The organism is Nonomuraea sp. B5E05, assembly GCF_039880665.1.
Taxonomy (GTDB): domain Bacteria; phylum Actinomycetota; class Actinomycetes; order Streptosporangiales; family Streptosporangiaceae; genus Nonomuraea.
This window is the reverse complement of record NZ_JBDPMJ010000002.1, coordinates 527,522-542,153: the sequence shown is the minus strand read 5'-3', so window position 1 is coordinate 542,153 and position 14,632 is coordinate 527,522. Positions and strand designations below refer to the sequence as shown.

Annotated in this window: 12 protein-coding genes; 10 read left to right on the top strand and 2 right to left on the bottom strand. The window is 71.0% G+C overall.

Annotation, left to right across the window (positions count from 1 at the left end; all coding sequences use genetic code 11):
* The first annotated feature begins 34 nt into the window (after nucleotides 1–34).
* From ABGB01_RS05825 to ABGB01_RS05795, 7 genes are all read left to right on the top strand, one after another.
* Entirely contained in the window at nucleotides 35–703 is a 669-nt protein-coding gene (locus ABGB01_RS05825; RefSeq protein ID WP_347771033.1) for an FtsQ-type POTRA domain-containing protein, read from the top strand.
* Between the two features lie 334 nt (nucleotides 704–1,037).
* Nucleotides 1,038–2,582 carry a cell division protein FtsZ gene (gene ftsZ / locus ABGB01_RS05820; protein WP_347771031.1) on the top strand — a complete coding sequence of 515 codons (1,545 nt, stop codon included), beginning with the start codon at nucleotides 1,038–1,040 and terminating at the stop codon, nucleotides 2,580–2,582.
* 96 nt (nucleotides 2,583–2,678) lie between these two features.
* On the top strand, nucleotides 2,679–3,371 hold the full coding sequence (locus tag ABGB01_RS05815) for a YggS family pyridoxal phosphate-dependent enzyme (protein ID WP_347771029.1): 693 nt from the start codon (nucleotides 2,679–2,681) through the stop codon (nucleotides 3,369–3,371).
* Between the two features lie 139 nt (nucleotides 3,372–3,510).
* Entirely contained in the window at nucleotides 3,511–4,011 is a 501-nt protein-coding gene (gene sepF, locus ABGB01_RS05810) for a cell division protein SepF (protein ID WP_347621545.1), read from the top strand.
* 80 nt (nucleotides 4,012–4,091) lie between these two features.
* Nucleotides 4,092–4,379 (top strand): YggT family protein, encoded by a 288-nt coding sequence (locus ABGB01_RS05805; protein WP_132331012.1) that lies wholly within the window; start codon nucleotides 4,092–4,094, stop codon nucleotides 4,377–4,379.
* A gap of 104 nt (nucleotides 4,380–4,483) precedes the next feature.
* Nucleotides 4,484–5,374, top strand: coding sequence for a DivIVA domain-containing protein (locus ABGB01_RS05800; RefSeq protein ID WP_347771026.1), 891 nt, complete (start codon nucleotides 4,484–4,486; stop codon nucleotides 5,372–5,374).
* Nucleotides 5,375–5,415: 41 nt separating this feature from the next.
* On the top strand, nucleotides 5,416–7,653 hold the full coding sequence (locus ABGB01_RS05795) for a hypothetical protein (RefSeq protein WP_347771024.1): 2,238 nt from the start codon (nucleotides 5,416–5,418) through the stop codon (nucleotides 7,651–7,653).
* 146 nt (nucleotides 7,654–7,799) lie between these two features.
* On the opposite strand, the gene ileS is transcribed toward ABGB01_RS05795, so the two are convergent.
* Nucleotides 7,800–10,943, bottom strand: coding sequence for an isoleucine--tRNA ligase (ileS, locus tag ABGB01_RS05790; RefSeq protein ID WP_347771022.1), 3,144 nt, complete (start codon nucleotides 10,941–10,943; stop codon nucleotides 7,800–7,802).
* 475 nt (nucleotides 10,944–11,418) lie between these two features.
* On the opposite strand from ileS, the gene ABGB01_RS05785 reads away from it, so the two are divergent.
* Genes ABGB01_RS05785 through ABGB01_RS05775 form a run of 3 tightly spaced genes read left to right on the top strand, consistent with a single transcriptional unit; the run spans nucleotide 11,419 to nucleotide 13,275 of the window.
* Complete coding sequence (locus ABGB01_RS05785; RefSeq protein WP_347771020.1) at nucleotides 11,419–11,808, top strand: TraR/DksA C4-type zinc finger protein; 390 nt, start codon at nucleotides 11,419–11,421, stop codon at nucleotides 11,806–11,808.
* Nucleotides 11,772–12,353, top strand: a complete 582-nt coding sequence (gene lspA, locus ABGB01_RS05780; protein ID WP_347771018.1) for a signal peptidase II — start codon at nucleotides 11,772–11,774, stop codon at nucleotides 12,351–12,353. The genes ABGB01_RS05785 and lspA overlap by 37 nt, the downstream gene beginning before the upstream one ends.
* A complete protein-coding gene (locus ABGB01_RS05775; RefSeq protein WP_347771016.1) occupies nucleotides 12,346–13,275 on the top strand; it encodes an RluA family pseudouridine synthase in 930 nt (309 codons plus the stop codon). The genes lspA and ABGB01_RS05775 overlap by 8 nt, the downstream gene beginning before the upstream one ends.
* On the opposite strand, the gene ABGB01_RS05770 is transcribed toward ABGB01_RS05775, so the two are convergent.
* Nucleotides 13,276–14,631: a protein kinase gene (locus ABGB01_RS05770; protein ID WP_347771014.1), complete on the bottom strand. Its 1,356-nt coding sequence runs from the start codon at nucleotides 14,629–14,631 to the stop codon at nucleotides 13,276–13,278. It lies immediately after the preceding gene.
* Between the last annotated feature and the right edge of the window lies 1 nt (nucleotide 14,632).

Below are 14,632 nucleotides of genomic sequence, written 5' to 3'. Positions count from 1 at the left end.
CGGCGTAGGTTGTGCCGACATGCAGGGGAGGGCGATGAAGGCGCGGACGGCGTTCCTGGTGCTGCTGACGGCGGGAGTGGTGGGCACGGCGGCGTGGCTGGTGTTCTTCTCTCCCGTGCTGGGCGTGCGGTCGATCGAGATCGTGGGAAATGTCACAGTGCCCGGCGACGAGATCAAGCAGCGCGCCGGGGTGGCCGACCTCCACCCTCTCGCCACCGTCGACCTGGCGGGCGTCGAGAGTCGTGTCAGGGGCATCAGACGGCTCGCCGGGGCGAAGGCCGAACGCGTCTGGCCGGGCACGCTCAAGATCGAGGTCGTCGAGCGCAGGCCCGTGGCGGCCGTCCCCGTGGGTGACCAGGTGGCCGTCGTCGACAAACAGGGCGTGGTGATCGAGGTCACGACGACGATGCCGACCCTGCTGCCACTGATCAAGGTGGACCGCCCCGCCGAGGGCGACCCGGCGCTGATGGCGGCGCTCCAGGTCATCCAGGTGGTGCCGGGGTCGGTGGCGGTCAGGGTCAAGGAGGTGCGCGCGGGCACGGCCGAGGGAGTCACCCTCGAGTTGTCCGACGGGCGCACCGTCATCTGGGGTGGCGCCGACCGGCCCAAGGAGAAGGGGCGCATCCTCACCTCGCTGCTCCGGCGCGAGCGCGATGCCACCCGCTACGACGTGAGCTCCCCGGACGTGGTGACGCTGAAGTGACGGTGATCGTCAGGGTCTGGCAACCCTGCGGCAAGAGCATCGCCGAGCCTGTGCGGGGTGGGGGGTACGACGTGAGAGCCTGTAGAGCGGACGTTCGGCAGAGGAGCCCCGACCAGGCGCGACTTCAGAGCGAAACGGACAGCCCGCGACACGCCGGACGTGCTTGCGGCGCGGTTAGTTGACCCGCCCGGAGCGTAACTCCTACTGTCCGTATCAATCCTCAGGTTGACATAAATCTAAATCTCAACTTGAGGTTGAGAGTTACCCGAACTGACTGAAAGCGGAGACGATCCGCACCGAAATGGCAAGTCAACGAGCGGAAAGGCCCCTCGTCGTGGCAGCACCGCAGAACTACCTCGCGGTCATCAAGGTCGTCGGCATCGGCGGCGGCGGAGTGAACGCCGTCAACCGGATGATCGAAGAGGGACTCAAGGGCGTCGAGTTCATCGCGATAAACACCGACGCCCAGGCGCTGCTGATGAGTGACGCCGATGTGAAACTCGACGTGGGCCGCGAGCTCACGCGCGGACTGGGTGCGGGCGCCAACCCCGACGTGGGGCGCAAGGCGGCCGAGGACCACCGTGAGGAGATCGAGGAGGTCCTCAAGGGGGCCGACATGGTCTTCGTCACGGCAGGTGAGGGCGGTGGCACGGGCACCGGCGGCGCGCCCGTCGTGGCCAACATCGCCAGGTCGCTCGGCGCGCTGACGATCGGCGTCGTGACCCGGCCGTTCAGCTTCGAGGGGCGGCGCAGGGCCTCGCAGGCCGAGGCCGGCATCGAGACGCTGCGCGACGAGGTCGACACCCTCATCGTGATCCCCAACGACCGGCTGCTGTCCATCTCGGACCGCCAGGTGAGCGTGCTCGACGCGTTCAAGGCGGCCGACCAGGTGCTGCTCTCCGGTGTGCAGGGCATCACCGACCTGATCACCACCCCCGGTCTGATCAACCTCGACTTCGCCGACGTCAAGTCGGTCATGTCGGGCGCCGGTTCGGCGCTCATGGGCATCGGCCACGCCCGCGGCGACGACCGCTCGGTGGCGGCGGCCGAGATGGCGGTCTCCAGCCCGCTGCTGGAGGCCAGCATCGACGGCGCCCACGGTGTGCTGCTGTCCATCGCGGGCGGCTCCGACCTGGGCCTGTTCGAGATCAACGAGGCCGCCCAGCTCGTGTCCATGGCGGCCGCGCCGGACGCCAACATCATCTTCGGCACGGTCATCGACGACGCCCTCGGCGACGAGGTGCGCGTGACGGTGATCGCGGCGGGGTTCGACGACGTGCCGACCGTGGCCGACAAGCCGGCCACCCGTCCGGTGGGGCGTCCCGCCGCGCCGCCGGTGTCGTCTCCCGCCCGGCCGAGCGTCTCGGCGCCCAGCGTGAAGTCCGAGTCGCCTCCGGCGCGCCCTGAGCCGCGCGCTGAGCAGCGTCCGGAGCCGCGCGGGGACTTCAGGGCCGAGCCGCGCGCCGATGTCCGTCCTGAGGCCCGTCCGGAGCCGCGTGCCGACTTCCGCCCTGAGCCGCGGCAGGAGCCGCGCGCGGAGTTCAGGTCCGAGCCCCGTACGGAGTTCAGGCCGGAGCCGCGCTCCGACTTCAGGGCCGAGCCGGCCCCGGAGCAGCGCCCCGAGTCCCGTCCGGAGCCGCGCCCCGAGCCGGTGCGGCCCGTTGAGCCCGCGCAGGCCTCTGCGCAGACCTCCGGGCAGGACGCCGGGGAGGCCGTCGCCGACGAACCGTCCGGCCCCGTCTCCATCCCCCGGCCGACGCCGGAGCCCGCCAACCCGCCCACGCCCATCACCTCCCGCATGTCGGAGCCCGCCAAACGTCCGCGGGTGGTCTTCGAGGAGCAGGAGGAGGATCTCGACGTCCCCGACTTCCTCAAATAGCCGCTCGCCTGACGCCGCTCCCCGAAGGGAAACGGGAGCGGCGCCGCCGTGTTCACGGCGGACGTGCCACAGGATCGGAAGCGAGAGGAAGAGGCAGTGAGAAGGGACGAGATCGCGGCCGGGCTCGCCGAGGTCGAGGCGCGCATCGGGGCGGCCTGCCAGGCCGTCGGGCGCGACCGCGGCGAGGTCACGCTGATCGCCGTCACCAAGACCAGACCCGCCGGTGACGTACGCATCCTGTGCGAGCTGGGCGTACGCGACGTCGGGGAGAACCGCGACCAGGAGGCCGCCCCCAAGGCGCGCGAGCTCGCCGATCTGCCGCTGACGTGGCACTTCGTGGGCCAGCTCCAGACCAACAAGGTCCGCTCCGTCGTCGGGTACGCCGACGTGATCCACTCCGTCGACCGCCTCAGGCTGGTGGAGGCGATCAGCAAGGAGGCGGTGCGCCAGGGCCGCACCATCGGCTGCCTGCTCCAGGTCGCGCTCGACGACGACCCGGCCAGAGGCGGCGCGCGCCCCGGCGACGTGCTCGCGCTCGCCGACGAGGTGGCCCTCGCCGAGGGCGTGTGGCTGGGCGGCGTCATGGCGGTGGCGCCGCTGGGGGAGGAGCCGGCCAAGGCGTTCGCCCGGTTGCGGGAGGTGGCGACCCGCGTACAGGAGCAGCATCCCCGCGCGACGATGGTTTCGGCCGGTATGAGCGAAGATCTCACCGAGGCCGTCGCCTACGGCGCGACACACCTGCGGATCGGTACGGCGTTGCTCGGTCGTCGCAGGCCCTTCGTCAGGTAATGTCCCCTCAAGTGGGTCTTCAGGTCCATGACCGAGTAGAGGTCGATCAGCGGTGAGCTCCAGGGGGGTACGCCTACCGCCTCGGCGCCCGGAGACGGGCCCGAGCGAGTGCGACCATGAGCAGGAGGACGACGTAGCGATGGCCGGCGCGATGCGCAAGATGGCGGTCTACCTCGGTCTCGTGGAGGACGACCGCTACGAGAGGTATGAGACCTACCCGGACGAGTACGCCTACGAGGACGACGTGCAGCGAACCGGCGAAGAGCGGCCTGTCGCGGTCCAGGACCGCGACGAGGAAGCGGAGGCCGGGGTGCCCGCGCCGCGGCCGGCGACGGCGATCGTGGAGCGCCGCACGACCGATCTCGCCCGCATCACGACCCTTCACCCCCGCACGTACAACGAAGCGCGTACCATAGGGGAGCACTTCCGGGACGGCACCCCGGTCATCATGAACCTGACCGAGATGGTCGACAGCGACGCCAAGCGCCTTGTCGATTTCGCGGCAGGTCTCGTCTTTGGCCTACATGGCAGCATTGAACGTGTTACGAACAAGGTGTTCCTGTTGTCCCCTGCCAATGTCGAGGTGACCGCCGAGGACAAGGCCCGAATCGCGGAGCGCGGGTTCTTCAACCAGAGTTAGAGTCTCTGTATGTCTATCGCACCCAACCAGGTCTCGCCGAGGCCGGGAGGGCACATCAGAAGTGGAGGCGCGGCCGGGCCGTGGGGATCGTCAGTCAGATCTTGGTCGTTGTCCTGTCTCTCTATCTGGTGCTGCTCATCGGCAGGATGATCTTCGAGACGGTGCAGGCTTTCGCTCGCCAGTGGCGTCCTACGGGCGTCGTCCTGGTGCTGGCGGAGGCCACGTACACCGCAACAGACCCACCACTCAAGTTCCTCCGCCGTTTCATTCCCCCGCTCCGGTTGGGTACGGTGGCCTTTGACCTAAGCTTCACTGTCCTGTTCATCGTCGTGCTGATCCTGATCCAGATCGCAGGAGCGCTTCGCTGAACGGGCCGATGTCGTGCCGGTCGTGATCCAACTCGTGTCCGCGCTGAAGTGATTCGGGTTACCGTCCTCAGGACAGACTCCAAAGCGCGCCAAGGAGACCAAAAATGCCGCTGACGCCCGCTGATGTGCGGAACAAGCAGTTCAGTACCACCCGGTTGCGGCCGGGCTACGACGAGGAAGAGGTCGACGCCTTCCTCGACGAGGTGGAGGCTGAGCTCGACCGCCTGATCCAAGAGAACGAGGAGCTCCGCGCCAAGCTGGCCGAGTGCCTGCGGGGGAAGGTGCCGGGCGGCATGAACATGCCCATGGCCTCCGCCCCGGTCCAGGAGCAGCAGCCCAAGCCCGAGATGATGGCGCCTCCGCAGCCGGAGCCCATGCGGGCCCCCGAGCCGCAGCCGGTGCAGCAGCAGCCGGTCCCCGTGGCCATGAACATGCCTCCGGCGGAGGACAACATGGACACCGCGGCCCGTGTGCTCGCGCTCGCCCAGCAGACCGCCGACCAGGCGATCTCCGACGCCCGCCGGGAGGCGGACGAGACGGTGACCCGCGCCCGGCGCGAGGCCGACGAGATCCTCACCAAGGCCCGCCGCCAGGCCGAGCAGGTCATCGGCGACGCCAGGGCCCGCGCGGAGACGCTCGAGCGCGACGCCCAGGAGCGCCACCGCCAGGCGATGGGCTCGCTGGTGCAGACCCGCGACGAGCTCGAGCGCAAGGTCGAGGAGCTGCGCAGCTTCGAGCGCGAATACCGCAGCAGGCTCAAGCTCTACCTGGAAAACCAGCTCGCCGAGCTCAATGTCGCGGCCGAGGGCAGCGGCGGGTTCCCGGTGATGTCCGGTGGTCCGCAGGGTCAGACGGCGGCGCCTGCCATGTCGCACGCCGTGCCTCAGGGAAGTGGCCAGCAGCCCCTGCCCGGTGGCCCCAACCCGTTCGGCGGCGAGGCGGCTCCGCAGGGCGCCTTCCCCGGCGGTGACGGTCCCCACAACGACCGCCGGTAAAGTACAGGGTCACTAGGACCTGTCACTCGAAAGAGCCCTCTGTGATCCTCATCAGTGCTGGTTTGGTGCTCGCGGCAGTGGTATTGCTGATCGCGGGCTTCGTACTGGCGAAGCCGTTCCTGATCATGTGGTCCATCGTGGTCAGCGTGCTGTCCGCGCTGTTCCTGGTGATCGGGGCCTTCCTGCGGCGAAACGAGCTTTTTCCCGGTGGTGGGCAGGCCGCTGCGCCGGCCACCCCCCCGAAAGGGCTCACCCCGCCCGGCATGCCGTATACCCAGACCGGTGCCATGGCTCACCAGCCACCCCCGCACACCCAACCGCATCCGCGTCCGCAACCGCGGGCACCCCAGCGGGCGGCGACCGTTCCCGCCGCCTCCGCCCAGCGCCGCCCGGCGGCCGCGGGCATCTCACCGGATGCGATCGTGCTGGTGATCCCGGGACGGAAGAGATATCACGTGCCCGGTTGCCGACAGCTGAGCGGCCGGACCAACGAGGAGCTCACCTACGAGGAGGCTCGCGAGGAGGGCTTCACGCCCTGCACGACGTGCCTGCCTGACGCAGCGCTCGGCGGACGGCAGCTGCCGCCTGCCGCCGACCCCGAGCCCGCCGTCGCACCCGGCTCCGCCATCAGCGCGGAGAGCCGGGCGGAAAACTCCGCGGAGACCCGCGACCTACGTTCGCCGGTCGCACCGCCGAAGCCCGACACGAAGGCTTCCACCCCCAGCCCGGAGCCCGCCGCCGCCCACGAGGAAGGCGCCGGGTGGTTCGGCCACTCCACCTCCGCCGCCCCTGACTCGGATGATGAGCAGGCGGAGACCCAGACCTCTGTTTTCCTGCCGCACACGCTCAGGGCCGAGACGCCGCCTTCCAGCGCGCCGCCCGAGCCGTCGACCGGCAAGCCTTCCCCTGGCAAGGCTTCTCCCGGCAAGCCCGGGACCCGGCCAGGCACCCCCGCGAAGACGCCCGGCCCGTCCGGCCGGTCCGCGCCCGCGAAGCCGGCAGGCCCGTCCGGCCGGCCCGGACCCGCGCAGGCCACCGGCCCGTCCGGCCGGTCCGCACCCGGCAAGTCGTCCGCCCAGTCCGCCCGCACACCCGAGCAGCCCGGCGCCGGGCCGGGGCAGCCGAGCGGCGCGTCCGAGCGCCCCGCGGACAAGCCCGCGCAGGCCGCGGGAAAGCCGGCACAGGCCCCGGGCAGGCCGGCGACGCCCGCCGAAGAGCGGGAATCGTCCGCGGACTCGCCCGCGCGGACCCCGGCCAAGCCGGGGCGGTCCGCCGCGAGTCCGCAGCAGTCCGGCGGTAAGCCGGGGCAGCCCGCGGCGGGTTCGCAGCAGCCCGGTGGTAAGCCCGGGCAGCCCGGGGGTGGCGGCAAGCGTCCCCAGGGCGAGGCGGCGGACGACGACTCCGCGGGTCCCGCGACCGCGCCCCAGCCCAGGGTGCCCTCCTCCGCCACGCCAGGCCGTCCGGGAGCGTCCGGGCCGTCGAAGACTCCGTCCGGGGGTGCCGACACCTCCGCAGCGGTGGGGCAGACCCTCATCCTTCCTGAACGGCCCGCGTCTTCGGCCGAGTCGGAGGCCAAGCCCAAGGGGCCGCTGCCCACGGGCGCGACGGCCAGGTCCGCGGCGGAGGAGCGTCCCTCGGGCCCGCCGGCCAAGCCCGGCACCGCCCCGAAGACCGGAACGCCCGCAGCAGCGGAAGGCCCCTCGGGCGCCGGCCAGAAGAACGCGACGTCCCGCCCCGGTTCCCGGCCTGGCACGCAGAGGGCGGGTGCGGCATCAGAGCCCTCCAACGATGACACCGGCACGCCCAAGGGCGGCTCTCCGGCTGCTCGCCCGCAGCCGTCCGGCACGGGTGCTCAGCCTGCCGGCAAGCCTCAGCAACGGCAGGGTGACCAGGGGCCGGGCAAGCCTCGCCAAGGGCAGAGCGCGCAGGATTCCGGTAAGCCCCAGCAAGGGCAGGGCGACCAGGAGCAGGGCAAACCTCGGCAGGGTTCCCAGCCTTCCGGGGGCACACCCGCGAAGACGCCGGCTGCCGGCTCGAAGGCTCCGGCCGCCGGTTCCACGGCTGAGGGCTCCGGGAAGAAGACGGGCGACGAATCCAAGGGCGGCGACAGGCGCACGGTGAAGGTCATCGTCGGCACGCGCCGCTACCACAGCACCAACTGCCCGCTGATCAGAGGTGCGGGCGAGTCGGGAGTGGAGACCATGGCGGCCGCCGCGGCCGAGGCGGCCGGGCTGACGAGCTGCTCGGTCTGCCAGCACGACCGCGAATCGGTCAGCTGACCGCCGACACCTCCACGGCCCTTGACCGCATGGCGCGGGCCCTGGAAGGGGCGAGGACGTACGTGGTCACCTGCCGTTGAGCGTGCGGTGCGGGTCTGATGAGGGGCGGGCGTGGCCGGGCCGCATGCGGCCCGGCCGGCCCTGCGTCAGATGCGGCGGAGCTGGAAGGTCAGCCCGAGGTCCTCGTCCGTGTGGGACGGCAGATCTGCCGTGGTGCCTTCCGTGACCGAGGTCGCCAGCACCTCCTCCGCCACGACCTGCCAGTCCGAGCGCAGCGCCGCGGCCAGGTCCGGCGAGGACGCGGTCCACCACAGCTCGATCCGGTCCGTGATGGACAGGCCGGTCGACTTGCGCGCCTCCTGGACCAGGCGGATGACCTCGCGCAGCAGACCCGCGCGGCGCAGGTCGTCGGTGAGCTCGAGGTCGAGGGCGACCGTCTCGCCCGTGCCCGTGCCGATCGCTCCCGTCTCCACCGCCCAGCCCGAGCGGGGCTGCTCGTTGACGATCACCTCGTCGGGGCCGAGCGTGACCTCGCCCAGGTCGCCCGCCTCCACCGTGACCGTGGAGCCCGAGCGCAGGGCCCTGGCCACGTGGGTGGGGTCGGCGGCGGCCACCGCGGCGGCCACGACCTTGGTCTGGGAGCCGAAGCGCTTGCCCAGGGCCCGGAAATTGGGCTTGACGGAGTAGGACACCAGATCGGCGCTGAAGCCGGACATGTCCTCCAGAGCCTGGACGTTGAGCTCGTCGGCCACCAGGCCGCGCAGTTCGGCGGGCAACGACGGCCAGCCGTGCGCGCCCACCAGGGCCCGGCGGAGCGGCTGCCGGGTCTTGACGCCCGACGACGCACGGGCCGAACGGCCCAGCTCCACCAGCCGGCGGACCAGGGCCATCTGCTCCGACAGCGCCGGATCGAGCAGGTCGTCACGCACCTCGGGCCACGAGGCCAGGTGCACCGAGGAGGGAGCGTCTCCCGGCCGCAGGATGTCCCACAGGTAGTCGGTGACGAACGGCGTGACGGGCGCCATCAGCCGCAGCACCGTCTCCAGGCACTCGTACAGGGTGGCGAACGCGTCCTGCTCTCCCTGCCAGAAGCGGCGGCGGGAGCGGCGGACGTACCAGTTGGACAGGTCGTCGAGGAAGTCGGCCAGCCGCCGCCCGGCCCGCTGGGTGTCGTAGTCGTCGAGCGACGCCGTCACCTCGGCCACCGTGCGGTGCAACTCGGCCAGCGCCCAGCGGTCGAGCAGCGGGCGCTCGGCCGCCGGTGTGGCCTCCCGCAGCCGGGACGGCGACCACGACTCGGCGTTGGCGTAGAGAGTGAAGAACGACGCGGTGTTCCAGAGCGTCAGCAGGACCTTGCGGACGATCTCCTCGAGGGTGTTGTGCCCCACCCGGCGGGACGCCCATGGCGATCCCGAGCAGGCCATGAACCAGCGCAGGGCATCGGCGCCGTGCTGCTCCATCAGCGGGATCGGCTCGAGGATGTTGCCCAGGTGCTTGCTCATCTTGCGGCCGTCCTCGGCCAGGATGAGGCCGAGGCAGAGCACGTTCTCGTAGGAGGACTGGCCGAAGACGAGGGTGCCGACGGCCATCAGCGAGTAGAACCAGCCGCGCGTCTGGTCGGTGGCCTCGCAGATGAACTGCGCCGGGTAGACGCCCTCGGGCCTGCCGCGCTCGCCCCACTGGGCGAACGGCATGGAGCCCGAGTCGTACCAGGCGTCGATCACGTCGGGGACGCGCCGGGCCTGCTCGCCGCAGTCGGGGCAGGCGAAGGTCACGTCGTCGACGTACGGGCGGTGCGGGTCGAGGGCCGAGACGTCCTGGCCGGCCAGCTCGCCCAGCTCCTGCAGCGACCCTACGCACGTCACGTGGGACTCGTCGGCCGAGCACACCCACAGCGGCAGCGGCGTGCCCCAGTAGCGCGAGCGCGACAGCGACCAGTCGACGTTGTTGCGCAGCCACTCGCCGAACCGGCCCCACTTGATGGTGTCGGGATACCAGTTGGTCCTGGCGTTCTCGGCCAGCATCTGGTCCTTGACCGCGGTGGTGCGGATGTACCAGGACGGGAGCGCGTAGTAGAGCAGCGGCGTGTGGCAGCGCCAGCAGTGGGGGTAGCTGTGGTCGAAGTGGCCGCCGCGGAAGAGCAGCCCGCGGGCGCGCAGGTCGTCGGTCAGCTCCTCGTCGGCGTCCTTGAAGAAGCGCCCGCCGACCATGGGCACGTCGTCGAGGAAGCGGCCGTCGGGGCCGATCGGGTTGACGACCGGCATGTCGTACCGCTTGATGACGGCCAGGTCGTCGGCGCCGAACGCGGGAGCCTGGTGGACCAGGCCGGTGCCGTCGTCGACGGTGACGTAGTCGCCCAGCACGACGTAGTGGGCGCCCGGGATGTCGACCAGGTCGAACGGGCGGGAGTAGGGGGTGTGCTCCAGCTCGCGCCCGGTGTAGCGGGCCAGCTCGGTCGCGTCCTCGCCGAGCACGGACAGCAGCGGCTCGGCCACCACCAGGACCTCGCCGCCGGCGGTGCGGGCGGCGACGTAGGTCACGTCGGGGTGCACGGCGACCGCCGTGTTCGACACGAGCGTCCACGGCGTGGTCGTCCAGATCAGCAGCGCCGCGCCCAGCTCGGCCAGCGGGCCGGACGTGACGGGCATGCGGACGTAGACGGACGGGCTGGAGACGGTCTCGTAGCCGCCGGGCTGGCCCAGCTCGTGGTCGGACAGGCCGGTGCCGCAGCGCGGGCAGTAGGGGGTGATCCGGAAGTCGCGGAACAGCAGCCCCTTGTCGTGGACGACCTTCAGCGACCACCACACCGACTCGATGTAGGACGGGTCCATCGTCCGGTAGGCCTGGGACAGGTCGATCCAGTAGCCCATGCGCTCGGTCAGCTGCTCGAACGCGTCGACGTGCCGCAGCACCGACTCCCGGCACTTGGCGTTGAACTCGGCGATGCCGTACGTCTCGATGTCCTTCTTGCCGGACAGGCCCAGCTCGCGCTCGACGCCGACCTCGACGGGCAGGCCGTGGCAGTCCCAGCCGGCCTTGCGCGGGACGCTGAACCCGCGCATGGACTTGTAGCGCGGGAAGAGGTCCTTGAAGACGCGCGCCTCGACGTGGTGGACGCCGGGCAGGCCGTTGGCGGTGGGCGGGCCCTCGTAGAAGACCCACGACGGGTTGCCGGTGTTCTGCTCGACGGACCGCTCGAAGATCTTCCCGTCCCGCCAGCGGTCGAGGACCTCGCGCTCGAGCGCGGGCAGGTCGACCTGCGCGGGAAGAGAGCGGAAAGTTGGGGACATCTCGGGCGTGACCTCCACGCTTGATCGGCCGGCTGGCTGGCGTGAAGGGACGAAGCCGTGCGGCTCCGCGGTACCACCCTTCTTGGCTCCGCGCTGGGCGGGGCCCTCTTCATTTGCTCTGCTGCCGGGTCTAGTGAGCTCGGACGAGCCGTTCTTCCGGCGGCTCCGGGGTGATATCCCTCACAGAAGGGCCCCATCAACGCCTTGCAGATTCAAACCATAACGCAGAGTGGGGGCGAAGGCTTCCCGGTTTCCCTGGTGGGGGAGGCTACGGCCAAGGATGTCCAGACATGTCAGTCCGGAAGTCGTAAACGGTGACAAAGTTGTGGGAATGGACGCCGCTGAGGAGGAGTTGAATGCGCGTGGCGGGATAGTACGGGGGAGGTAAACCGTCCGGCGGGTCGTTTGCCGTTCCGTTATCCGGATCCTAAGCTGCCCGCACCATTACGGGCCTTGATCAGCAATGGAGGCAGCCATGGCGGCAGTCACGCAGACCGCTACACCGTCGATGTGGTCGGACGAGGAGCTGGCCGAGGTACGCGGCAGACTGCAGAGCGAGATCGACGAACTCAACGCGGACATCCTCCGGCACGAGTCCGAGATAGCCTCTGGAGACGTCACCCAAGGAGCCGGCGACGACCAGGCGGACGCCGGCGCGAAGACGTATGAGCGCGAACGCGAGATCGCCCTTACCCTGAATGCGCGCGATCTGGTCGCGCAGAACGAACGTGCGATCGCCAGGATCGACGCAGGGACCTACGGAGTGTGCGAATCGTGCCACAAGCCGATCGGCAAGGAACGCCTTCAGGCGTTCCCGAGGGCGACGCTGTGCGTCAAGTGCAAGCAGAGGGAGGAACGCCGGTAGGCGGCCCACGCCGGCGCCTCTTCGCCGTCCTCATCGTGCTGGCGGCCGTGATCTACGCGGCCGACCTCGTCACCAAGACGGTGGTGCTGCGCACGCTCGAGGGCGAGGCGCCGCTGGTCGTCATCCAGGACGTCCTGCAGTTCAGGGTGATCTTCAATCCCGGGGCCGCCTTCAGCATCGGCACCGGGATGACGTTCATCTTCACCATCATCGCGGCCTGCGTGGTGGTCGCCATCGTGCGCACCGCCCGCAAGCTGGGCAGCAGGGCCTGGGCGGTCACGCTCGGCCTGCTGCTCGGCGGGGCGTTCGGCAACCTCACCGACCGCCTCCTGCGCTATCCGTCGGGCATCGGGCGCCCCACGCAGTTCCAGGGGCACGTCGTCGACTTCATCGAGGTGTTCCCCGGGCACTTCCCCGTGATCGACTATTTCCCCGTCTTCAACATCGCCGACTCCGCGATCGTCTGCGGCGGCATCCTCGCGGTGCTCCTGGCCTGGCGCAACGTGCAGATCGACGGCTCCAAGGAGGTGGCAGGGGATGACTGAGCAGCGGAGCCTGCCGGTCCCCGACGGCCTGGAGGGCGAGCGGCTCGACGCCGCCCTCTCGCGGTTGTTCGGCTTCTCCCGCACGCGCGCGGCCGAGCTGATCGGGGCCGGCGAGGTGCTGGTCGACGGCAGGCAACCGGCCAAGAGCGACCGGGTGCACGCGGGCGCCTGGCTCGACGTGACGATGCCGCCGCCGATCACCACGCCCATGCCGGTCGCCGAGCCGGTGCCGGGCATGACGATCGTCCACGAGGACGACGACATCGTGGTGGTCAACAAGCCGATCGGGGTGGCCGCCCACCCGACCGTCGGCTGGACGGGCCCCACCGTGATCGGCGGGCTGATGGGGGCCGGGCACACGATCGCCACCAGCGGCGCGGCCGAGCGGCAGGGCATCGTGCACCGGCTCGACGCCAACACCACCGGAGCGATGGTGGTGGCCAAGAGCGAGCAGGCCTACTCCCATCTCAAGCGGGCCTTCAAGGAACGTACGGTCGACAAGCGCTACCACGCGCTGGTCCAGGGGCATCCCGACCCGTTCAGGGGCACCGTCGACGCGCCCATCGACCGGCACCCGTCGGGTGACGGCAGGTTCGCCGTGGTGGCTGGCGGCAAGCCGTCGGTGACCCACTACGACACGATCGAGGCGTTCCGGGCGGCGTCGCTGCTCGACATCAAGCTGGAGACCGGGCGCACCCACCAGATCAGGGTGCACATGTCGGCGCTGCGCCATCCGTGCGTCGGAGACCTGCTCTACGGCGCCGACCCCACGCTCGCGGCCAGGCTGGGGGTCACCCGGCAGTGGCTGCACGCGGTCGCGCTGGGGTTCGAGCACCCGGCGACGGGCGAGTGGATGTCGTTCAGCACCGACTACCCGCAGGACCTGCAGAAGGCCCTCGACATCGTCCGCGCCGAGTCCTGATCAGGAATCGGTTTCGCTCTGCTGGTCCTCGTCGGCCGCCGCCTCGCCGTCCTCGGAGCCCTCGACCTGGCCGGGAGTCCGGCTGGGGTTCTCCACCTTCTCGTCCTCGCGTGGTTTCTCCGCGGACTCGGTGGGTGCGGGCGCGCGCGTGACGCGGTTGCGTTCCTCGAGAGGTGCCTCCGGCCGCTCACGGGCCGTCGGCGGCGCCGGCGTCTTCCCTCCCGGCTCGGAGAACGGGCCCGGCCTGGAGACGGGGCCGCTCTTCGGTGATCGCTCCGGCCCCGGTGACGCCTCCTCCGTCGGCGCCGGTTCGCCCGAGGTCGTCACCACGGCGGGCACCCGCTGGTGTGCCGGCACGTTGTACGGCCCGTTCGAGAACCACGCCGCACCTCCCACGACGAGCCCCACGAGCAGCGTGCCTCCCGCGATCGCGGTCAGCTGCAGCCCGCGCCTCCGTCGCGCCGTCCCCTGGACCGTCCGGGGCGGCGCGCTTCCGTGCGTCTCCGGCGCGGTGAAGGGGCCCGTGGGCTCGGGCGCCGCGCCCGCGATGATCGCGGCCAGCCGCTGCTCGGCCTCCTCCAGCGACATGCGCTCGGCCGGGTTCTTGCGCAGCAGACCGAGCAGTACGGGCGCCAGCGCCCCCGCGCGCGACAGCGGTTCCGGCTCGGCGTGCAAGACCGCGCCCAGCGTGGCCAGGGCGTTCTCCCGCTGGAAGGGCGAGTCGCCCTCGACCGCCAGGTAGAGCGTCGCGCCCAGCGCCCACAGGTCCGAGGCCGGTCCCGCCCGGCCGCCCGCGGCGCGCTCCGGCGCCATGTAGGCGGGCGTGCCGATCAGGATGCCCGTCCTCGTGACCGGGGCCTCGTCCTCCGTGGTCGCGATGCCGAAGTCGGTCAGCACCGCCCGGCCGTCCTTGGTGAGCAGCACGTTGTCCGGTTTGACGTCCCGGTGCAGCACGCCCGCCGCGTGGGCCGCGCGCAGCGCCTCCAGCAGCTGCAGCCCGACGCGGGCGGCCTGCGGCGGGGGCATCGGGCCGTCCTCGCGGATCGCCTCGCCGAGCGTGCGGGAGCGGACCAGCTGCATGACGATCCACGGGTGCCCGCGCTCCTCCAGGACGTCGTACACGGCGGCGACGCTCGGGTGCGCCACCCGGCCGGCGGCCCTGGCCTCGCGGAAGGTGCGTACGGCGAACACCTCGCGCTCCGAGCCCGTGAGGTCGGGAGGCGGCAGGACCTCCTTGACGGCCACGTCCCTGCCGAGCACCTCGTCGTGGGCCTGCCACACCGTGCCCATGCCGCCCTGGCCGATCGTCCTGACCAGCCGGTACCGTCCACCGACCATCCCCGTTGCATCGGTCATG

Bases quoted from the DNA above. Each gene is read 5' to 3' on its own strand.
- ABGB01_RS05825 (WP_347771033.1), top strand. From the start codon at position 35: ATGAAGGCGCGGACGGCGTTCCTGGTGCTGCTGACGGCGGGAGTGGTG.
- sepF (WP_347621545.1), top strand. From the start codon at position 3,511: ATGGCCGGCGCGATGCGCAAGATGGCGGTCTACCTCGGTCTCGTGGAG.
- ABGB01_RS05800 (WP_347771026.1), top strand. From the start codon at position 4,484: ATGCCGCTGACGCCCGCTGATGTGCGGAACAAGCAGTTCAGTACCACC.
- ileS (WP_347771022.1), bottom strand. From the start codon at position 10,943: ATGTCCCCAACTTTCCGCTCTCTTCCCGCGCAGGTCGACCTGCCCGCG.
- ABGB01_RS05785 (WP_347771020.1), top strand. From the start codon at position 11,419: ATGGCGGCAGTCACGCAGACCGCTACACCGTCGATGTGGTCGGACGAG.
- ABGB01_RS05775 (WP_347771016.1), top strand. From the start codon at position 12,346: ATGACTGAGCAGCGGAGCCTGCCGGTCCCCGACGGCCTGGAGGGCGAG.
- ABGB01_RS05770 (WP_347771014.1), bottom strand. From the start codon at position 14,631: ATGACCGATGCAACGGGGATGGTCGGTGGACGGTACCGGCTGGTCAGG.